This is a genomic window from Plantibacter flavus (assembly GCF_051487245.1).
Classification (GTDB): Bacteria; Actinomycetota; Actinomycetes; order Actinomycetales; family Microbacteriaceae; genus Plantibacter; species Plantibacter flavus_B.
Genome location: NZ_JAHVDH010000003.1, coordinates 1 through 22,005, shown reverse-complemented (window position 1 = coordinate 22,005; position 22,005 = coordinate 1). Strand labels below are relative to the sequence as shown.

Sequence of the window (22,005 nt, the reverse complement as noted above, 5' to 3'; positions counted from 1 at the left end):
CTCGGGACGCCCGCGTCGTCGGTCGGGCCCCGCGGGTCGATCAGACCAGGGTGCAACTGGAGTTGATCGCGAGTGCAGCGACCACACCGTGCGCGACCTTGTACGGCGACGTCCACGCCGGCGTGGTCGATGGCTGGGAGACGAGGATGCCGAGGTAGACGTTCGAGCCGAGCAATCCGAGGAGGCCGGTGCCGAACGTCGCCGTGTAGTTCGCGCCGGTCGGACCGGCGACCGACGGAGTCACCACCGTCGCTCCGGTCATCGCGGCATTGTTCGCCACCGCGTAGCTGACGTTCGCGAGGGCATAGCCCGCGGGAAGTTGGAACGTCATCGTGAACGAGCCGAGGATGCCTGCGAGCCCGGGGTTCACCACACAGCCGGACGCCGTCACGGGAGGCACCGTCAGAGCGGTGAAACTGGCCGCACCGAACTCCGGGTCCGTCCAGGCCGCCTCCGTCTGGACCGGTGCCGGGCGGGCGAAGACCAGGACGGCGGAGAGGACGATCAGGAGCACGACGATGCGTCGGCGCCAGCCGTGGTGTCCTGTCCGACCTCGTGGTGCGGCGGCTTCGGCGGAGCGCGCGCTCATCGAACAGTCCGTTCGGTTCGCGCGCGTTGCCGAAGTCGGCCGATCCATGCCCCGACGAGGCCGAAGACGATCGCACCCGCGGCGGCCCAGACCGCGAACCCGAGGTTCGCGCCCGTCGACGGCAGCGATGAGATGGGGCCGGGGGAGACGGATACGTCGTCACCGATCCCGTTCGCCGTGACCGTGAGCGCCACGGATGCGTCCACCACCTCGGCACTTGCGGGCATCGTCACGTCGAACCGCACCCAGCGGGCCTGGTCGCTCGGCATCGACAGCAGTGCGCGTGCGACACCGTCCACCGGGACGGGTTCCTCGTCGAGGAGTCGTGTGCTCGTGCCGGCACACCCCGCACTCGTCCAGCGGACGGTGCAGGAGTCCACCACCATCACGAGGCCGAGCGCCGCCGAACCCGCGCCGGCGAGCGTCACGTCGATGGAACCGGGACCCGCCTGGGGTCTGGTCGTGATGCCGACCTCCCACGGAGCCGATGCGCCCGGCGTGAGGGATTGCATGACGGAGGCGTCGCCGATGGCGGTCAGCACGACCGCCTCACCGGCGACGACCTTCTCCTGCGGCTCAGCCGACGCGGGCGCGGCGACGCCGGCCACGGTGAGACCTGCTCCCAGGACGACGGCGACGGCCGTGTTCCGCGCTGCGGCGTGGCGAGCCGGTCGCTGACCCGGCTGCCGTGACTGCGAGCTCGCGGCGCCGTCCGTCCTCGACCCGCCCCCGTGCACACCGGTCCCTCCGGACGAGCCAGGAGGACGCTTGCGACCAGCGCGCGGCCAGAACGCCCACATGACGAGTGCTGAGCACCCGAGTGTGAGCCCGGCGAGCACCCACGGGTTCGAGAACCAGATGACGACGTAGGCGAGGCCGGGCACCGACGCGAGCACGATGCGCACCGTCGACACGACGTATGGTGCCGGGTCCTCCGACAGGTTCGCGTCGCCCTTCAGCGTGATGGTCCGTTCCGTGCCGCGATCACCCGTCACCGAGGTGACCCGGTGCGTCACGGGCAGCTGCCCGGCTCGGTCCACCGTCACCACGTCGCCGACGGAGATGTCCGAGGCCGGGATCTCACGCACGAGGGCGAGCGAGCCCGTCGGGATCGTCGGACTCATCGACCCCGTCTTGAACATGATGAGGGTGATGTTGAAGCAGTACGCGAGGATGACGAGCACGATGCAGATCACGCCGCCGACCGCGGCGACGTTCAGCAGGGTGCCACCGACGATCGACGCCGCCGAGCGGCGGGGCCGCTGCCGCTCGGCGACGTCGAACTCATCCACGTCGATCCGGGTCACATCGCTCCGATCAGGAACTCGACGTCGAGGTGAACTGCCAGGTCGCCGAGGCTGTCCCGCCCTGGAACGTCGACGCCGTGCCAGCCTTCACCCGGACGTCGAAGCAGAACCGGACCGTCGATGCCCCGGCGGCCGAGAGCGCGCCTGACACGCTCGGCGGCGCCGTGGTCGTCGCGAGGGTCGTCGTGTACGCCGGAACCGTCGCCGAGGTGAACGCCGCGGAGTTGCACGCGGTCGCAGCCGGTGTGACCACCACTCGGTACTCGAGCTGGGGCAACAGGGTGCCCGTTGCTGCCGAGACGGCCGCGAGTGCCGCGGTACCGCCGATGTTCGTGGCGGTCGTCGTGCGGATGTCGATGTACGCGTACTGGGAGAGTCCGGGCGACATGGCGACCGCGTTGAACGCGAGTGTCGCCGGGTTGCCCGCTTCGTGAGCCGCCCACGTCGACGAGGGCGTCTGCGACTCGACGACGAAGGTGCTCGCTGCGAAGGTGGCCGTCCCGAACTCGTCGTCGCTCCACGCGGCGAGCGTGAGCGTCGTTCCCACACCGAGCACGAGCGCGCCGGCGAGCGCCGCACGGGTCCTCGTGTACCACCAGCGGGCCGGTCGCGGCTCGGGGCGATGGTGTCGTGCGTCCCGGGTGGTGTGGCGTCCCATGCTGCTCACCCGCCCTACGGGAGCGGCGTGGTCGACTCGGCTGCGAACTCCCACAGCACGGTGCCCTGCGGCGACGCCTGCGGCAGGTTCGCTGCGGGCGTGACCTGGAAGCAGAGGAACACCGGGTCTGTGACCGCGTCGAGCGTGAAGATGTCGGTCGCGGTGCTCGTGGTCGTCGCAGCAGTGGTCACGAGCGCGTCGCCGGCGGCGAACGTGGTCGCATCGCAGCCGAAGGTCGCCGTCTCGACGAGCGAGTAGGTGAGCGAGGACGCGATCGTGTCGCTGCTCGAGGCGACGATGTCGACGGTCGCAGCGTAGGTGGAGGCGCTCGTCAGCTGGACGGCGAACCCTGCGTACACCGGTTCGGAGGGAGCGAGGTTGTCGGCGTCGAGCTCGAAGGTGAGACCGGCGGCCGTGCCGGCGGTCGCGTGCTCGGTGAACGCCGTCCCGTTGGTGCTGCCCTCGATGCTGAACGCACCGCCGGAGAAGATCCCGGTGGCGAACTCCGAGTCGTTCCAGGCGGCGAGGGTGATCGCCGCTCCCACGCCGAGGACCAGTCCGCCGGCGAGGATCGCTCTCACCCGTTTGCTGCGCAGGCCGCGCTCCGGTGCGGTGGTGTCGGTCGTCAGCTGCTCGTCCGTGTTCATGTGATGGCCCCTCGTCTCAGTCGGTCGGCTGCCGGGCGCTGGCGTGTCGTGCGCGAACCGATGGCCGTTCCAGGGAGGCTATTCGGCGCGGTGGGCCGTGTAACCAGTAGTGGGGTACTGGGAAGTCGGTTCGATTACTGAGATCCCCTGAATGGGGGAGGTCAGGGCGTCAGGCGCCGTCCTGACGGGAGGTGACCAGTCGTCCCAGATCTCTGCGTCGTGCGGCCCCGAGCTTGGTGCGGGCTTGGAGCACGTGCGATTCCACGGTGCGGACGCTGAGGAACAGGCGGTTGGCGATCTCCTGGTTGCTGAGGCCCTGTGCGACGAGACGGGAGATCTCGAGCTCGCGTTTGGTCAGGCCGCTGATGTCGGCGAGGGGAGCGGACTCCTCGACGGCGATCGGCGGATCGAGGCGGATCGGCGGTCGGTGACCCGCGGTGACGAGGGAGCCGGGAGCGACGAGTCGTTCGGCCTGCTCGACGCAACGTCTGGCATGGCCCGGCCGACCTGCTGCCAGATGGAGTTCCTCTGCCAGCCGGTAGGCGAGTGCCGCACGGTGCCTGGCACCGATGGTCTCCAACGCGCGGGCGGCGCGCTCCGCGGTCGCCGCATCGCCGGTCGCTTCGGCGTCCAACAGGGCGAGCAAGGCCGATGGCATCGGAGTCAGTTCTTCGCCGCGGAGGTCGTCGATCCATCCGATCGCGGTCGCCGCGGAGACCCCCGTCGCACGACTGGCGTGCGCGAGGAGGATCCGTGTGGACGGTGCCTTCCTCCGATCCGAGCTCAGGTCGCGGACGAGTCGAGATGCGGCGCTCTGGGGCGTCTTCTGGGAGGCGATGGCGACGTCGAGGGCATCGGAGAACAGGGACAGCAGTCCGTTGGCACCGACGACGGCGCGATCAAGGGATTCGCGACGTCGCTCGGCCGCTGCGATGTTCCCGGTCGCGGTCAGGGCGAGGGCAAGGGTGAGGCTGGTCTGCGCGTGGACGTCCGGTGGGAGCGTGCTGTCGAGAAGTCCCTCCACGACGGTGAGGTCGGCGACGGCCCGCTCAGCGGCGCGGTCGAGCAAGGCGATCGTGCCCGTCAGGATCCCGACGACGCACTGGTCGACCGTGGCGAGCTGTCCGCTCGCGGCGCCGGCTCGCAGCGTGAAGTCTTCGATGTCCTGTTCGACGCTCGCCCACGAGAAGCCCGCCTCGAGTCGGGTGAGTCCCGAGGTGAGGAAGTACATCGCGCTCGCGTCACGCAGTGAGTGGGAGATCGGTTGGAGCGCGGTGTACGGCACCGTGCGGTGCACGGCGTTCCCAGCCGTGAGTGCAGCGCGTGCCTGGTCGAACGAGCGGAACGGAGCGAGTCTCGACAGCAGTCCCGCGCCAGCGTAGAGGCGTGCCGGCATGGTCGCCGACGAATCGTTGAGGACTCGGGAGAACACGGCGTCGGCCGGTGAGGGGCCAGGCCGGTCTGCAGCCCGCCACACCTCCACGAGTTCAGCGCGCTGCGCGAGTTCTTGACTCCCGTTGGCAAGCGCTTCGGCGCACTGCAGCTCGGCTTCGCGTTCGGCTTCGCGCCCGTCCCATCGGGCGAGCATGCCGCTCCAGCTGAGATGTTCGGCTCGTGACTCGTCGTCGACTTCCGCGGATGTGTCGACGTTGAGAGCGCTCACAGCGCCACGGACGTCGCCGAGCATGGCGAGGGAGCGCGATTCCTGCAGCGCCGCTGCCACCGAGGGGACGAAGGTGAATGCGCGGGAGGCGAGGAGTTGGCCGTCGCCAGGGAGGCCTGCGATGTTCGCGACGTGCGCTGCGCTCAGGAGCACATCGGCGGCAGTGCGGGCGATGACGTCGGCGAGGATCTCCTGGTCTGACAGGTACACCCAGTACCGTCCGACGATGAAGGACTCGTTCGGGGTGAGGCGGGTGCCGCGTTGCAGGTCGCCCACGAGCAGCCGCTGCACCCGGTCGTGTGTGCGGAGGCGCCACGAGTGGCGCCAGTCAGACAGGGCTGACCAGGCGTGCAGTTCATCGGCCATGACGCGGTCCAGCGACGAGCCGTCGTTCCGGGCGAGCCCGTGGCGCAGGAGCGCGTGGAGGTTGTCTTCGCCGAGGAGTCGCGCCGCTCGCGCGTACGGTGTCGGTCCCAGCTTCGCGAGCATGACGAGTGAGTAGCGTTCCGCGTCGTCGAGGCGTTCGAGCAGGGGCAGGGTGAGGTCGTGCACCCGGGGCGAGACCCCGGCATCGCCGAGGGAGAGGATGCTCCGAGGGCGGTAGAAGCCGCCACCGGTCTCGAGCGCGTCCTTCGTCAACTCCGTGATGAGCAACGGCGAGCCGTTCGCGAGCCTCACGATCGTGGCCTGCGCCATGTCGTCGAGGACGCTGCCCTCGGCGGTCGAGGATGCGAGCGCCTTCGCTTCCGCGCGGTCCATGCCCGGCAGATCGATTCGCTTGAGCGCGCCGCTGCGCCAGACATCGAGCAGCCGTGCGGTGGCGCGGTCGTGTTCGTCTCCGCCTCCCTCGGTCTGTGTGGGTTCGAGGGTGATGAGCGCGGCGTGATCGCTCGCACGGGAGAGGTCGATCACCGATGGCATCGCCTCTGCGGGGAGCGCGGCACCATCGTCGATGATGAACACCGAACCGCTCGGGGCGTCGCGCCAGTGGTCGATCGTCTCGGTGCAGTCCGAGGAGCGGGCATGGACGATGTGGACCGCTCTGCCTGCCTCGAGGAGTGTGCGCCCGATCCGTTCGGCGGCGAAGGTCTTCCCTGAGCCGTTCGGGCCGACGAGGAGCGCGCTGGTGCGGTGCTCGAGGAGCTCGACGGCACGGGCGAGCGCGGATTGCCGCCCGCTCAACCGCTCGGCCCTCGGCCGGATCGCCTGAGGTTCGGTGAGCGGTCGGCGAGGTTCCTCTTGGACGATGTCGATCGGTTCGCGCACTCGATCAGGACGGAGACCGTCGCTCATGCAGATCGACCTCCGTGTGATCGCCCTCGATCCATCGCGCCGGTGCGCGTGGTGCTGCCAGTACTCGTGTCGCGTGTGCGCTTCTCAGGCCCCCGCCCGATCTGCTGCTGCTGTGCCCATGCATCGTGTTCCATGACGCCGCCCCCTCTGGCTGATGTCGCCGCAATGCTGCTCCCGAAAGCTCCCATCGTTGTTCGGAGCCTGCGGGCGCGGTGTGTCCATTATCGGTAGTGCCTGGGGGCTTGTGGGGATGAACCTGAGCGTTCTCAGTAGTTACTACTGAGCCTAAACGACTCGCAGGTGCCGTCTTCTGGGGGTTTTCGCTGCCCCCTGGCGTTGTCCCTCGTTGTCATCGATCGGCGGCGCCGTGATCGGTGCGCGTGAGCCGAGTGGCGCGAGATGAACGCCAGCACGCGCGTCGCTCGGAGACGGGGAGGTGACCCGACACGTGGACTGCTGATTCGGACGGTCGTCCGAATACTGATTTTCGCGCGTGCACTACGTGGGTTGCCGTCCCCCCTCTGGGGGTCAGGCTCCAGCGACCTTAGATTGGCCGGGATTGACGCCATGCGCAGGCACGCTCGCGCACCGACGAAAGGGTCCCACTGTGGGGGAACGACGAAACATCCTCGGGCGAGGAAGAGCCTGGAAGGCCGCGGCGATCGTCGTGGTCGGCTCGGTCATCGCCATGGGCTCGACCACGACGGCGGCCATCGCGGCCCCGAGTGACGTGTCCGACGGCTTCGGCCGATTCCTCGGTGGGCAGGCGGCGGGGATCAACCTCGACGACCTCGCCGCGGTGAGCGGCGCTCGCGCCGAGAACCCCAGCGGAGTGCACCCCACGGCGGCGAACCCGCTGTCGGCAGAGGTGCTCAACGCGCTCGGTGTCGACCTCGGCAGCTCACTGCAGCTCTTCGGCAACGCGGGCGTCATCGAGCTCGGCGCCGTCGCCCAGTACGGCTCGGCCGCGGACAACGGTGACGCGGTCGCTGCGTCCGGTGCGGTCAGCGATCAGGGCGGTATCTCGATCGGCGGCCCAGGTTCTCCGCCGGCCAACGCGAACCTCAACCTCACCGGACTGCTCAGTCGCGTCGGCACGCCGACGACCGGCATCCTGAGCAACCTGTCGCTCAGCCTCGGGGCGCTCGCGTCGCAGATCTCCCAAACCGACGGTGGCACGGCGGTGCCCGACTACCAGATCGCCGGTGCGACCCTGAACCTCACCAGCCCGCTGGTGGCGAACGTCGGCACGCAGGTCACCAACCTGCTGCCGCCGCTGCAGACGACGCTCAACGGCCTGACCTCCGCGCTCAACGGTGCTCTCGCGAACGTGAACCTCATCGGAGCGCTCCGCGTGAACGCCACGGCGACCGTCACCCCGCCGAACCTCAGCACCACGGTCAACCAGATCCTCACCACCCAGGCCTCGCAGACCTCGGCGACCGGTGTCTCGGTGAACCTCCTGACGGGCGCCGTCTCCGTGAACCTCGCGACACTGCTCGCGAACGATCCGTCGCTGCCGGACCTGAACGAACTCCCGCCCAACACCTCGCTGTTGTCCGGTCCGATCGGCGCCGCCATCGCGGCCGCGATCACCTCGGCCGTCACCGCGCAGGTGACCGCGGTGTCGACCGGCCTCCAGACCCTGCTCGACAGCACGCGTATCCAGGTGACGGGCAACATCCAGCTCAACACCGGCGTCATCACGCCCAACTGGCAGAACGTCATCGCCATCTCCCTCGACTCGACGCTCGGCGCGGTCCAGGGGGGCACGGCGGCGTTCACGACCACGGGTCTCCTGCCGGGCGTTCTGAACCCCGTGCTCGCACTGCTCGGCCTGAGCATCGATGACGTCGCGAACCTGGCGCTCAACCTCGTGAAGAACGTGGTCGCCACCGTGTTCACCGGTCTCGGCACCGTGAACACCGGACTCAACGCCATCACCGGGGGCCTCGCGACGAACGTCGTCGGCCCGGTGCTCGACATCGTCCGGCTCGTCGCCGACGTCACCGCCAACGTCCAACCCGCGACCGGTGACCTCGGTGCCGGCTCGGCAACGGTCCGCGCGGTGCAGGTGTCCCTGGTTCCCGCGATCTCCCTCGCGACCGTCAACCTCGCGTCGTCCACCGTTCGCGGCACGAACGTCGTGTTCGACACCGCGATCACGGCGACGCCTGCGACGGTCAACCCCGGCCAGGCGACGACCATCACGGGTTCTGGCTTCGCGCCGAACGAGACCGTGACGATCACGGCGCCCGGCCTGCCCGACACGACCACGACGGCGAACGAGGCCGGTGAGATCAGCCAGCTCATCGCGATCCCGATCGGCTTCACACCCGCCACGGTGACGTTCACGGCGACCGGTCCGGTCTCCGAGACTCCTGCCACGACGGACCTCGTCGTCGCTCCGTACGCGACCGCGATCACGGCGAACCCCGCCACGGTGGCTCCGGGCGGGAGCACGACGATCTCGGGCACGGGCTTCCTTGCGAACGAGTCGGTGTCCATCACGGTCCCCGGCATCGCGACGCCGATCACGACGACCGCGAACAGCTCGGGCGCCATCACGGCGAGCGTGGCCTTCCCGGCCGACTTCGCCCTCGGCGACGTGACGATCACCGCGACCGGTGCTGTCTCTGCCACCCCGGCCAGCACGGACGTCACCGTCGAGGAGGCTGAGTTCGTCACCTCGATCGAGGCTGACCCGGCGACGGTCGTCGCAGGCTCCAGCACGACGATCACGGGCACGGGCTTCGCGCCCGACGAGTCGGTCGTCGTCTCGATTCCAGGCATCGACCCGGTCGCCACGACCGCGACCGGCACCGGAACGATCTCGGTGGCTCTCGCCGTTCCCAACGGATTCGCTGCCGGCCCGGTCGTCGTGACCGCACTCGGTGCGACGTCCGACACTCCGGCCACGACGAACGTCACGGTCACCTACGAGACGTCGATCGTCGCTGTTCCGGCCTCCGTTCCCGGCGGCACCACGACGATCATCAACGGTGCCGGTTTCGCTCCGAATGAGGCCGTCACGGTCACCTTCCCGGGGCTCGCGCCGATCGCAACCACCGCATCGGTCCTCGGGGCGATCACGGTTCCCGTCGCGATCCCGCAGAACTTCGCGGTCGGACCGGTGACGGTCACGGCGCTCGGTGATGTCTCCGCCACGGAGGCGTCGACGACTGTGGACGTGACTGCGACGGTGTACGTGACCGCTATCTCGGTCGATCCGGACACGGTGAACCCAGGGGGTTCCACCGAGGTCACCGGAACCGGCTTCCTGCCGGGCGAGTCGGTGAGCGTCTCGATCCCCGGCGGTACGCCCGTCGTGGTCGTGGCTGACGAGGACGGCGGGATCACCGCCACGCTGCCGATCCCGGTCGGTACGCCGCTCGGCCCGGTGACGGTCACCGCTGTCGGTGCCACCTCGAACGAGCCGGCGACGGCGGACGTCACGGTGGCCCCGTTCGACACGGCGATCACCGTCGACCCGACCACGGTGCTCCCCGGGAACCCGGTGACGGTCACCGGAACCGGTTATGCGCCGAACGAGACGGTCACCGTTTCCTACCCCGGCGGCACCCCGGTGACGACCACGACCAACGACGACGGTGAATTCGAAGTTGACCTGCCGATCCCGGCCGGTACGCCTGCTGGGCCGCTCGTCATCACCGCGACCGGTGAGGTTTCGAACACGCCGGCCGAGGACACCGTCGAGGTCGAGGCGTACGTGACGGCCATCACCGCGACACCGGACACGGTGAACGCGGGAGGCACCACGCTCGTGACCGGTACCGGTTTCGCGAACGGAGAGGAGGTGACGATCACGGTTCCTGGTGGGCCGGACGTCATCACCACCGCCAGCGACACCGGCGCCATCTCGGTGGACGTGACGATTCCTGCTGGAACCGCTGTCGGGCCGATCACGCTGACCGCTTCCGGCGACGTCTCCTTGGTCCCTGCGACCACGGAGGTCACGGTCGAGGCGATCGTGTACGACACCGAGATCACGGCGACGCCGACGACGCTCGACGCCGGTACATCCACCCAGGTGTCCGGCACGGGCTTCGCTGGCGGGGAGACCGTCACCGTGAGCATCCCGGATGCACCGAGTGTGACCGTCATTGCGGAAGACGACGGGTCGTTCACCGTCGAGCTGCCGGTTCCGGTCGACTACCCGGCTGGTGCCGTGACGATCACGGCAACGGGCAACGTCTCGGCGACGCCGGCCACCACCGGCCTCACCGTCGAGGATGCAGCGGTCGACGCCGACACCGACGCTGCCGCGGTCGACGTCGATGCTGCGGCTGATGTTGATGCCGCTGCCGATGTTGACGCTGCTGCCGATGTTGATGCCGCTGCCGATGTTGACGCTGCTGCCGATGTGGATGCTGCTGCTGATGTGGATGCCGCCGCTGACGTTGACGCTGCCGCTGATGTTGACGCTGCCGCTGATGTTGACGCTGCTGCTGACGTTGACGCTGCTGCTGACGTTGACGCTGCTGCTGACGTAGACGCCGCAGCTGATGTGGATGCTGCTGCTGATGTTGACGCTGCTGCTGACGTAGACGCTGCTGCCGATGTTGACGCTGCCGCGGATGTTGACGCTGCCGCGGATGTTGACGCCGCAGCTGATGTGGATGCCGCAGCTGATGTGGATGCTGCTGCTGATGTTGACGCTGCCGCTGACGTAGACGCTGCTGCCGATGTTGACGCTGCCGCTGACGTAGACGCCGCAGCTGATGTTGACGCTGCTGCCGACGTGGATGCTGCTGCTGATGTGGATGCTGCTGCTGATGTGGATGCTGCTGCTGATGTGGATGCTGCAGCTGACGTTGATGCCGCTGCTGATGTTGACGTTGATGCTGCTGCTGATGTTGACGCTGCTGCTGATGTTGACGCTGCTGCTGACGTTGACGCCGCTGCCGATGTTGATGCCGCCGCTGATGTTGATGCCGCTGCTGATGTTGACGTGGATGCTGCTGCTGATGTTGACGCTGCTGCTGACGTGGATGCTGCTGCTGATGTGGATGCTGCAGCTGATGTTGACGCTGCTGCCGATGTGGATGCTGCTGCTGACGTTGACGCTGCCGCCGATGTGGATGCTGCCGCTGATGTGGATGCTGCTGCTGACGTAGACGCCGCAGCTGATGTTGACGCTGCTGCCGATGTTGATGCCGCTGCCGATGTTGATGCCGCAGCTGATGTGGATGCTGCAGCTGATGTCGACGCTGCCGCTGACGTAGACGCCGCAGCGGATGTTGATGCCGCCGCGGATGTTGATGCCGCCGCGGATGTTGATGCTGCTGCCGATGTTGATGCTGCTGCCGATGTCGATGCTGCTGCTGACGTAGACGCTGATGCTGCTGCCGATGTTGACGCTGCCGCTGACGTAGATGCTGCCGCCGATGTTGACGCTGCCGCTGATGTGGATGCTGCCGCTGATGTGGATGCTGCCGCTGATGTTGACGCTGCTGCTGATGTTGATGCTGCAGCTGACACCGCGGCCGATGCAGATGCTGCGGCCGACACCGACAGCGCTGGCACCGATGTCGACCTGAACGCAGACACTGACGCGGACGCTGCGGCTGACGCTGACGTCGCTACTGACGCGGACGTCGCAGCTGACGCTGACGTCGCAGCTGACGCCGATGGCGACACCGACGCAGGCGACCAGCGCGAGGCGACCGTGAAGTACTCGACGATCGTCCGCGGCACGGGAGTGATCCAGGAGGTCTACGCCACCGGCTTCGAGCCCGGCGAGACGATCTCCGCAACGGTCTTCTCCACGCCGTTCGCGCTGACGCCCACCGTGGCCGACGCCTCCGGCAACGCGACGTTCACCTTCGCGATCGACTCGGCGTTCGCGCTGGGTGCACACCGCGTCGAGCTGACCGGTTCGGTCTCCGGCGACCTGCCGCTGGACCGTGAGGCGACGGCGTTCACCGTCACCACGGTGACCGCTGCACCGGGCACCAAGCCTGGTGGAGGCGGCCTCGCGAACACCGGTTTCGACGGCCTGTTGGTCGGCGGGGTCGGAGCGCTCATGCTGCTCCTCGGTGGCGCGTTCGTCGCCACACGACGGGCACGCATGGAGTAGCCCCCACAGGAGTGGGCCGTGCCGTTTCGGGTCGGCACGGCCCACTCCGCTCTCCGTACCGGATGCCACCGAACTGGCCCGGTCGCGGATGACACCAGCACCACCGACAAGGAGGAACCGTGACTCCGATCACACAAACGCCCGTCGAGAGCGATCTCGACACCACAGAGGCGCCGGATGCAGCCGGCGCACCCACCGATGAGGCGTCCAGCGGCTCCGGCTCGGGACGCTCCGCGCGAGGCCGCACTGCACCGACCGCACCACCCCCACCGCCCAAACGCGTCGCGCGCGTCGCGGCAGCCGTCTCGATCGCGATCGTCGCGGCCTACGTCGCGAGCACGATCATCATCGTCTCGCCCACCACGCCGGTCCGCAGTGCCGTCGTCGCTGCCGCGGGCCCGTACTTCACGCAGAAGTGGAACGTCTTCGCCCCGAGCATCATGAAGACGAACATCACCTTCTCCGTCCAGGCCCAGTGGCGCGACGAATCCGGCGCCCTGGTGAAGTCGGACTGGGTGAACGTCACCCAGCTCGAGCAGCAGTCGGTCCCCGGCAACCCGGAGCCGTCACGCATTCAGAAGTCGTCGTGGAACGCCATGCTCGCCTACAACGGCCGGTACCTCGCCCTCGACCAGGCGCAGCGGGACATCGTTCGCGACACCTTCATCCAGCGCGCCGACGGCGGCGGTTACCAGGCGAAGCCCGCAGCGACCCTCATCGCCGACCTCGACGCCGTGGCGGAGCCTGCGGGATCGGGCCAGGGCGACGTCGTCCGGTTCCTTCGCTACGACTACATGCTGAAGGAGTATGCGACGGCGTTCTCCACCGCCTACTTCGATCAGGATGTCGAACGGGTGCGGTGGCGGATCGACCGGACGAGACCGAACGACTTCGAGCATCGATTCTCCGCGGACCAGCAGTTCGACGACACCGCGGTCACCTTCGGATGGCGCCAGGTCGACGACGTCATCGACCCAGAGACGCTCGCGGTGTACCGCGACATCATCAGCCGGTACGGAGATGCACGATGAACGCCGTCCGCACACAGTTCGACCGCCTCGCGGGCTGGATCACCGGTGCCAAGCACGCCGGGTACAGTCTCTCCGCTCTGCGGATCCTCTACGGCATCGCGATCGTCAGCTTCCTCTTCACCAACCTCGCCGACCGCCACTACCTCTGGGGTGTGGCGTCGAAGTGGGTGGACCCCGAGGCCAGGCGACGCGGCTGGTTCCCCCTGTTCGACGTGATCTTCACGAAGGACAACGCGTTCCTCTTCGACCTCGCGTACGGCGTGCTCATCGTCCTCGGTCTGCTGTTCCTCGTGGGTTGGCAGACCCGGTTCGTGACCCCGGTGCTCCTCGTGTTCTGGGTGGGCCTGGCGACGAACAGCACGGTGCTCACCAACGGTGGTGACACGATCCTGCGGATCACGCTCCTGTTCCTGATCTTCGCGAACCTGTCGAAGCACTGGTCGGTGGACGCGTGGCTGACGAAGCGACGTGGGCGCGAGCTCCGTCCGATCCTCCGCGGACGTCTCGCCGTCCCGGGATGGCTTGCGAACGCGGCGAACAACACCGCGGTGATGCTCTGCGCGTACCAGATCATGCTCGTCTACGTGAACTCCGGCATCTACAAGCTGATGGGTGCGGAGTGGCGCGAGGGGACGGCGTTCTACTACTCGCTCGTGCTCGACGTCTTCCGCCCGTTCCCCGCGCTCAGCGACCTCGCCTGGCAGGTGAGTGGGTTCGTGTGGATCGCGACGTTCCTGTCGGTGTGGGTGCAGCTGCTGTTCCCGCTGCTCATCCTGTGGCGCCCGACCCGTATCGTCGCGCTCGCCTTCACGATCATGATGCACCTCGGCATCGGCCTGTTCCTCGGGCTGTGGCCGTTCTCGCTCGCCATGATCGCCCTCGACCTCCTGTTCGTCCGCGACCGCAGTTGGGTCGCTGCGGGCCGCTGGGCGAGACATGCCGGGGGAGTCCTCCGCCAACTGCTGCCTGAACGTGAGGCGGCAGACAGACCAGTCACGACGAAGGTGGGTTCGCCGTCGTGACCACAGACGTCTTGCACGTTCGGGTGCGAGACGAACAGGCGGTCGGCGCCACGGTTGCGCCGACCGCCGCCATTCCTTGCGACACCGCACGGGGACACGTCCGTCCCGTGCATCCAGTGAAGGATCCGACACCTAGGCTGGGACGATGGTAGACGCGGTGGTTGTGGGCAGCGGCCCGAACGGACTGGCCGCAGCGGTCACCTTGGCGCGCGCCGGCCTCGATGTCGAGGTGCACGAGGCGGCGGACACCGTGGGCGGTGGACTCCGCTCTCAGGCGCTCACCGAACCGGGGTTCCTCCACGACGTGTGCTCGGCCATCCACCCCATGGTGCTGACGTCGCCGTTCTTCCGCGCGTGGCGGGCGACCGAGCGCGTGCAGTACGTCGTCCCCGAAGCGTCCTACGGTCATCCGCTCGATCGGGGTCGCGCCGGTATCGCCTACCGCGACCTCGACCGGACGGCCGGCACGCTCGGCGTCGACGGGATCGTGTGGCGCCAGCTCTACCAGCCGATCGTCGACCGCATGGAGGCGGTCACCGACTTCACCCTCAACCCCGTGTTGCCGCTGCCGAAGCGCCTCTTCGAGGTCATCCCGTACGGTTTGCGCGTCCTCGAGGCCTCGTCGCGTGCCTGGCTCGGACGCTTCGAGGGCACGGTCGCTCCTGGGCTGCTGTCGGGAGTCCTCGCGCACAGCATCACCCGACTCCCGGGGATCCCGGCCGCGGCGTCAGGTCTCGTGCTCGGCGCCACCGCGCACTCCGGTGGATGGCCGGTGCCGATCGGCGGAGCGCAATCCCTCGCCGACGCGCTCGTCGCCGACCTCGAGGCTCACGGCGGCCGGGTCGTCACCGGGCATCGCGTGACGGACGTGGCTGATCTACCGGGCGGCTCCGCGGTGCTGTTCGACACCTCTCCGCGCGACCTGCTGGCGGCTTCCGGCTCGCGGATCCCCGCCGGCTACGCACGCACCCTCAAGCGATTCCAGTACGGGAACGCCGTCTACAAGGTCGACTTCGCCGTGTCGGCACCGATCCCGTGGCGGAACCGTGGGCTGCTCCAGACTCCCACCGTGCACCTCGGCGGGACCGCGCAGGAGGTCGCCGCTGCGGAGAACGAGGTCGCCGCCGGCCGACACCCGGAGCGTCCGTACGTGCTGCTCACCCAGCCGTCGCTGTTCGACGCGACGCGGGCACCCGAGGGCAAGCACACCGTGTGGGCGTACTGCCACGTGCCGCACGGCTCGACGGTCGACATGTCCGAAGCGATCATCGATCAGATCGAGCGGTTCGCGCCCGGCTTCCGCGACACGATCATCGCTCAGGTGGGCCGCGACACCGTGGTCGTCGAGCGGGAGAATCCGAACGACATCGGTGGCGACATCTCGGGCGGCGAACCGTCGCTCAAGCAGCTGTTGCGACGCCCGGTGGTGAGTCGCGAACCGTGGAGGACCCCGGCGGACGGCATTTACCTGTGCTCGAGTTCAGCTGCGCCCGGGATGGGCGTCCACGGCATGGCAGGCTTCCTCGCGGCGAAGTCCGCGCTGCGGAACACCTTCCACCTGCCGGTGCCCGATCTCGCCGTCCGCGCCACGGTGCGCTGAGCGGTCGTTCCCTGAGCCTGACGATAGGTGTCGTCTTCCCTTGATATTGGATCTGTGTTTCTCTGTGTTTGTGTGATAGTTTCTTCGCACTGCGAACCTGCAGCACAGAAACCAAGGTCAAGGACGACGCATGTACGCGACGGAGCGGCACGAGCACATCACCAACCGGGTGACGACGAGCGGACGGGTCTCCGTCGCCGACGTCTCGCGCGAACTGGGCGTCACCGCCGAGACCATCCGCCGCGACCTCGACCAGCTCGAGTCCTCCGGCATCCTGCGCCGCGTCCACGGTGGCGCCGTCTCCGCGGCCCGCGCCTCCGTTGCGGAGCCGAGCCTCGCCGAACGCCAGGACCAGCGAAGCGAGGCGAAAGCGTTGATCGCCCGCGCAGCCCTCCGCCTCATCCCCGAGACCTTCAGTGGCTCGATCGTGCTCGACGCGGGCACCACCACCGCCCACCTGGCCGACCTCCTCGTCGCCTGGCGGCCCGTCGCCCCGTCGCAGTCACTCACCGTCATCACGAACTCGGTGCCCATCGCAGCCGTCCTGCACCGCTGCGAGCACCTCGAACTCCACCTCCTCGGAGGTCGGGTGCGCGGCGTGACGAGCGCCGCGGTCGGCAGCACCACCGTCGACGAGCTCAGTCGTTTCCGCCCGGACATCGCCTTCGTCGGGGCCAACGGTGTCAGCGCCGACTTCGGTCTGAGCACGCCGGACGAACTCGAAGGCGCCGTGAAGTCCGCCATCGTCCGCGGATCCCGCCGTGCCGTGGTCCTGGCCGACGCCGCCAAGCTCGGCGAGGAAGCCCTCGTCCGGTTCGCCGCGCTCGACGAGATCGACACCGTGATCACCGACGAACCGGCTTCGGCAGTGCTCGCGACCGCGCTGGAGCGCGCCGGCGTCGAGGTCGTGGTCGCATGATCATCACGCTCACCGCCAACCCGTCGCTGGACCACACGGTCGAGCTGCCCGGCGTCGTCGAACGAGGCGAGGTCCTCCGCGCACTCTCCAGCCGCGAGCAGCCCGGTGGGAAGGGTGTCAACGTGTCGCGGGCGCTCGCCGCAGCCGGGCTCCGCACGATCGCGGTGCTCCCCGGGGAACCTGGTGACCCGATGATCGTCGCGCTCCGAGCGCAGGGGATCGACGTGCTGTCGGTGTCGACCGGGCAGCCCGTCCGACGGAACATCACCCTCACCGAGCCCGACGGCACCACGACGAAGATCAACGAGCCCGGCCCACTGCTCACCGACGACGACGCGTCCCGGCTCGTCGAGGCGACGGCCAGAGCGGCGGCGAGTGCCGACTGGATCGTCATCGCCGGTTCCCTGCCGCCCGGACTGTCCCCGGACTTCTACGCACGCGTCGTCCGTGCGGCGCGCGCCGTCGCCGGTGGCGGCCGACCGCTCGTCGCCGTCGACAGCTCGGGCGAACCGCTTGCAGCCCTCATCGCCGCATTCGCCGCCTCAGGGGAGCGCCTCGACCTCATCAAGCCGAACGGCGCCGAACTCTCCGAGCTCACCGGAGCGGCCGCGGGCGACGCGATCGAGGCAGACCCGGCGCTCGCGGCATCGGTCGCCGAACGACTCGTCGGCACCCACGCCTCGCCCGGACCCGTCGTCGGCGTCCTCGTGACGCTCGGCTCGCGTGGGGCGGTGCTCGTCGAGTCCGGCGACGCCTGGTTCGCCCGCGCACCGAAGATCGTCGCGCGCAGCACCGTCGGCGCGGGAGACTCCTCGCTCGCCGGCTACCTGATCGCACGTACCGCGGGCCTCGAGCCCGCTGCCCGCCTCGCGCAGGCCGTCGCCCACGGAGCAGCCGCCGCGGCGCTGCCCGGGAGCGATGTTCCGGCGCTCGCCGATACCGACGCTGCCGCCATCGACGTCGTCCGGCTGCCCTCGACGTCCCACCTCGACAGGCTCGGTGATCGGGCTCCGCTCGGCGACCGAGCGACCGCCGGTCCCTGAGCAACCCCGGTCCCTGAGCTTGTCGAAGGGCCACCCCGATACCCGAAGCACCAGCATCCGTTTCGAAGGAGAACCCAGATGTCCACCCCATTGATCACCACCGGGCTCGTCGCCCTCGATGCCGACCTCGGCACCGATCGCGCGGGCGTCATCCGCGCGCTCGCCGAGCTCGTCGTCGCCGAAGGACGTGCCACCGACACCGACGCGCTCTTCGCCGACGCGTGGGCTCGCGAGAGCAAGACCGACACCGGCATCCCCGGTGGCATCGCCATCCCGCACTGCCGTTCCGCGGCGGTGACCGTCCCGACGCTCGCCATGGCCCGGGTGTCGCCACTCGTCGACTTCGGTTCCGATGACGGCCCGGCCGACCTCCTCTTCTTCATCGCCGCTCCGGACGGCGCAGACCAGGCGCACCTGGCGCTGCTGTCGAAGCTCGCACGCTCGCTCATCAAGCCCGAGTTCGTGGCGTCGCTCCGCGAGGCACCGGACGCCGCTGCGATCGTCGCGCTCGTCGACGGCGCCCTGAGCGATGCACCGGCACCGGCCGCACCGGCAGCCGAACGCGCCGCAGCCGCACCGGTCGAGACCGCCGGAGCGCCGAACACTCCGAAGCCGGTCCTCATCGCCGTCACGTCCTGTGCCACAGGAATCGCCCACACCTACATGGCGGCCGACTCGCTCGCCGCGACCGCCAAGAAGCTCGGCGTCGAACTCCACGTCGAGACACAGGGTGCGTCGGGTGCGACGCCGCTGCCGGCCGAGGTGGTCGCAGCAGCCCAGGCGGTGATCTTCGCCGTCGACGTCGACGTCCGCGACATCGGTCGGTTCGCGGGTAAGCCCGTCATCAAGGCGCCGGTCAAGCGCGGCATCGACGCCCCGGAGCAGCTCATCAACGACGCCGTCGCAGCCATCTCCAACCCGGACGCACCGCGCGTCGCCTCCGCGGGTGCCTCGACGGGTTCGACGTCGGCGAAGCAGAACGAGAGCGCCGGTCAGTCGGTCAAGCGTTGGCTCCTCACCGGCGTCAGCTACATGATCCCGTTCGTCGCCGGCGGCGGTCTGCTCATCGCGCTCGGCTTCCTGCTCGGCGGCTACGACATCACCGAGAACGCCGGCAAGATCATCGTCGAGAACAGCCTCGTGAACCTGCCCGCCGGCGGCCTCGGTGCCTACCTCGGTGCGGTCGCGTTCTCGATCGGCGCCGCCTCGATGGGCTTCCTGGTGCCGGCACTCGCGGGCTTCATCGCCTTCGCGATCGCCGATCGCCCGGGCATCGCGCCCGGGTTCGTCGCCGGTGCCGTCGCGCTGCTCATGAGCGCCGGCTTCCTCGGCGGTCTCGTCGGCGGTCTGCTCGCCGGTGGTGTGGCATACGGTCTTGGACGGCTCAACGTGCCCCGCTGGCTGCGCGGTCTGATGCCCGTCGTGATCATCCCCCTCGTGGGCTCGATCGTCGCCTCCGGCCTCATGATCATCGTCCTCGGTGGTCCGATCGCGGCGCTCATGAACGGCCTCAACGGTTGGCTGTCCGGTCTCACCGGTGCCTCGGCGATCCTGCTCGGAGCGATCCTCGGCACGATGATGGCGTTCGACCTCGGCGGTCCGGTCAACAAGGTCGCGTACTCGTTCGCCGTCGCCGGTCTCGGTGCGGGCACCGTCGCCAACCAGGCTCCGTGGGAGATCATGGCCGCGGTCATGGCGGCCGGCATGGTGCCGCCGCTCGCGATGGCGCTCGCCTCCACCGTCCTCAGCCGCCGTTCGTTCACCGCGGTCGAGCGGGAGAACGGCAAGGCGGCCTGGCTGCTCGGCCTCGCCTTCATCAGCGAGGGCGCGATCCCGTTCGCCGCAGCAGACCTGTTCCGCGTCATCCCCGCGTCGATCCTCGGCGGGGCGGCGACCGGTGCGCTCATCATGGCGACCGGTGTCACCTCGCAGGCACCGCACGGTGGTCTGTTCGTGTTCTTCGCGATCGGCAACTTCGGGATGTTCCTGCTGTCGATCGCGGTCGGCACGGTCATCACTGCCGTCGCCGTCATCCTCCTGAAGCGCTTCGCCCGTCGCCGTCCGGTCGAGGGCGTCGACGAGACCACGTCGGCCGCCGTCGCGGAACCCGCGACCGTCTGACCGGCACCAGCCGACCCGATCCACACGTACAACTCACGAAGGAGTATCACCATGGCCGAACGCCAAGCCACCATCGCCAGCCGTGTCGGACTGCACGCCCGCCCCGCGAAGATCTTCATCGAAGCGGTGAAGCGCCAGCCGATGCCGATCACCATCGCACTCGGTGACGCCGCTGCGATGGACGCCTCGAGCATCCTCACCATCATGGCGCTCGGTGCCGGCAACGGCGACGTCGTCACCCTGCGTGCCGAGGGCGACGGCGCCGACGCTGCGCTCGCGGAGCTCGCGGCCGTCCTCGAGACGGACCACGACGCCGAGTAGTCCTCCGCTTCGATCGACGGCCGCCTGTGCATCGCACAGGCGGCCGTCGTCGTTCTCACGCCTCGCGATCCGGCCACGACACCCCCGAACGAGGGGGTCATCAGAAAAACTTCTCGGCGAGCGGGATTGGTCGTCCCGCCCCGAGCCGGGAGGTGGCGGGGGTCGCAGGCGTGACCCCCAAGTGGGGGAGAAGCCAGTGCTGGTGCGGTTTGAGCGTCCTGCGCCTCGAATCCGACGGGCACGCCGACGTCCCGACGAGGCGCATTCGCGCGGGGGGCATCAAGAAATACCCGGTCACCCACCTCTTGCATCAGGGTTATCCCTACGGGCAAGGTATTGCGCACACGCAATATCAGGGACCGTCGGGGACGGTTTCCGCCGAACCGCTGTACCTGTCCGACGGAGGAGCCGCCCGTGACACAGTCAACCCTCGCAGCACGCTCGATCGCGCACGACACCGTGCAGGCCGGTGCCGGAAGACGTCGTCTGTTGACGGCCGGAATCGCTGCCGTCGCCATCGCCATCGCGTCCACCCTGCTCGCTCCCGCGGCCGCACATGCCGCGACCGCCGGCACGCTGAGCATCACTCCCGGCGCGTCCGCGGCAGCCACCGTCACGGAGACGAAGTTCGGCAACGTCACGGCGTCCGCGCAGTTCACCGTTCCCACGCAGCGGTCGGCGTACCTCGCGGTGCAGATGCGCTCGGCCGCGGTCTCCTCGGGATACCGGGCGAAGGCTCGTGTGCTGCCGAGCGGTGAGGTCTCCGTCAGTCTCGTGCGGGTGGCGGGCGGCGTGGAGACGACTCTCGCGGCTGGGCTCACGAAGGTCACCGTGCGGGCAGGCCAGAAGCTCAAGGTCGAGGGCGCTGTCAAGGGGACGAACCCGGTGGAGCTGTCGGTGCGCGCGTGGGTGGAGGGCAGCCCGACCCCCGGTTGGCAGCAGGCCGTCAAGGACACGACCAGCAGCCGCATCGCCGCCGCTGGCGCGGTCCGGCTCTGGGGGTACGTGTCCGGCACCGCGGTCGGCAAGGCACAGGTGCCGTTCTCGAACGCGACCACCTCCGCCTCGGTGTCCGCGCCAACACCCATCGCCGCCACGCCGAGTGCTCCTGCAGCGCCCAAACCGTCGCCCGCTGCGACCCCGGCGCCCGCCGCGACCCCCGCTCCCTCCGCGACCCCGGCGCCGACCCCCACGCCGGCTCCCACCGCGGCTCCGACACCCGCGCCGAGCACGACCGCACCGAAGCCGGAGGCGCCGTCCAGCGGCAGCTCGGGTGGGGCTGGCTCCGCCAAGCCGTCCGCTGCCACGACCGGCGTTCCCGCGGGGACGAAGCTGACCCGCCGCGACGGCGACCTCACCATCACGACGGCCGGGACGGTGATCGACGGTCTCGACATCCACGGCTTCGTGAACGTGAAGGCCCCGAACGTGACGATCAAGAACTCCATCGTCCGCGGCGGCACAGCGCAGGGCTTCGCCACCGGCCTGATCACGAACTACGGCTTCGACAACCTCGTCATCGACCACGTCGACGTCGTCGCGGAGTTCCCCTCGGTGTACTTCGACGGCATCAAGGGCTGGGACTTCACCGCCCGGAACGTGCACGTGGTCGGCAACGTCGACTCGATCAAGATCCACGGCGACAACGTGCTCGTCGAGAAGTCGCTGCTGGAGAACACCGTGTACTACGC

General features: G+C 68.9%; 13 protein-coding genes and 1 pseudogene. 9 read left to right on the top strand and 5 right to left on the bottom strand.

All coding sequences use genetic code 11. The annotated features are described in order from the left end of the window. Positions 1-40 precede the first annotated feature (40 nt). The 5 genes from KXS11_RS07220 to KXS11_RS07200 all read right to left on the bottom strand — a co-directional run bounded on the left by KXS11_RS07220 (position 41) and on the right by KXS11_RS07200 (position 6,157). Positions 41-589 (bottom strand): hypothetical protein, encoded by a 549-nt coding sequence (locus KXS11_RS07220; RefSeq protein ID WP_437384885.1) that lies wholly within the window; start codon positions 587-589, stop codon positions 41-43. After that, entirely contained in the window at positions 586-1,881 is a 1,296-nt protein-coding gene (locus KXS11_RS07215) for a signal peptidase I (protein WP_437384884.1), read from the bottom strand. The genes KXS11_RS07220 and KXS11_RS07215 overlap by 4 nt, the downstream gene beginning before the upstream one ends. Positions 1,882-1,906: 25 nt before the next feature. Continuing rightward, positions 1,907-2,554, bottom strand: a complete 648-nt coding sequence (locus tag KXS11_RS07210) for a hypothetical protein (protein WP_437384883.1) — start codon at positions 2,552-2,554, stop codon at positions 1,907-1,909. Between the two features lie 14 nt (positions 2,555-2,568). After that, positions 2,569-3,201, bottom strand: coding sequence for a SipW-dependent-type signal peptide-containing protein (locus KXS11_RS07205; RefSeq protein WP_437384882.1), 633 nt, complete (start codon positions 3,199-3,201; stop codon positions 2,569-2,571). 169 nt (positions 3,202-3,370) lie between these two features. Then, the gene (locus tag KXS11_RS07200; RefSeq protein WP_437384881.1) at positions 3,371-6,157 is read right to left on the bottom strand and encodes a helix-turn-helix transcriptional regulator; all 2,787 of its coding nucleotides are present in this window, start codon (positions 6,155-6,157) and stop codon (positions 3,371-3,373) included. 607 nt (positions 6,158-6,764) lie between these two features. On the opposite strand from KXS11_RS07200, the gene KXS11_RS07195 reads away from it, so the two are divergent. The 9 genes and pseudogenes from KXS11_RS07195 to KXS11_RS07155 form a co-directional block, all read left to right on the top strand. Beyond that, the gene (locus KXS11_RS07195; RefSeq protein ID WP_437384880.1) at positions 6,765-12,257 is read left to right on the top strand and encodes a choice-of-anchor G family protein; all 5,493 of its coding nucleotides are present in this window, start codon (positions 6,765-6,767) and stop codon (positions 12,255-12,257) included. A 119-nt stretch (positions 12,258-12,376) separates the two neighbouring features. Next, positions 12,377-13,288 carry a DUF5819 family protein gene (locus KXS11_RS07190; protein WP_437384879.1) on the top strand — a complete coding sequence of 304 codons (912 nt, stop codon included), beginning with the start codon at positions 12,377-12,379 and terminating at the stop codon, positions 13,286-13,288. Further along, positions 13,285-14,310: an HTTM domain-containing protein gene (locus KXS11_RS07185; protein WP_437384878.1), complete on the top strand. Its 1,026-nt coding sequence runs from the start codon at positions 13,285-13,287 to the stop codon at positions 14,308-14,310. The genes KXS11_RS07190 and KXS11_RS07185 overlap by 4 nt, the downstream gene beginning before the upstream one ends. Positions 14,311-14,455: 145 nt before the next feature. After that, complete coding sequence (locus KXS11_RS07180; RefSeq protein ID WP_437384877.1) at positions 14,456-15,910, top strand: phytoene desaturase family protein; 1,455 nt, start codon at positions 14,456-14,458, stop codon at positions 15,908-15,910. Between the two features lie 130 nt (positions 15,911-16,040). Continuing rightward, positions 16,041-16,829 carry a DeoR/GlpR family DNA-binding transcription regulator gene (locus tag KXS11_RS07175; protein WP_437384876.1) on the top strand — a complete coding sequence of 263 codons (789 nt, stop codon included), beginning with the start codon at positions 16,041-16,043 and terminating at the stop codon, positions 16,827-16,829. After that, positions 16,826-17,872, top strand: coding sequence for a 1-phosphofructokinase family hexose kinase (locus tag KXS11_RS07170; RefSeq protein WP_437384875.1), 1,047 nt, complete (start codon positions 16,826-16,828; stop codon positions 17,870-17,872). Before KXS11_RS07175 ends, KXS11_RS07170 begins: the two co-directional genes overlap by 4 nt. A 78-nt stretch (positions 17,873-17,950) precedes the next feature. Further along, complete coding sequence (locus KXS11_RS07165; RefSeq protein ID WP_437384874.1) at positions 17,951-19,993, top strand: PTS fructose transporter subunit IIABC; 2,043 nt, start codon at positions 17,951-17,953, stop codon at positions 19,991-19,993. Positions 19,994-20,044: 51 nt separating this feature from the next. Then, positions 20,045-20,314: an HPr family phosphocarrier protein gene (locus KXS11_RS07160; protein ID WP_437384873.1), complete on the top strand. Its 270-nt coding sequence runs from the start codon at positions 20,045-20,047 to the stop codon at positions 20,312-20,314. 414 nt (positions 20,315-20,728) lie between these two features. Then, positions 20,729-22,005: pseudogene (locus KXS11_RS07155) on the top strand (hypothetical protein); the annotation flags it as partial.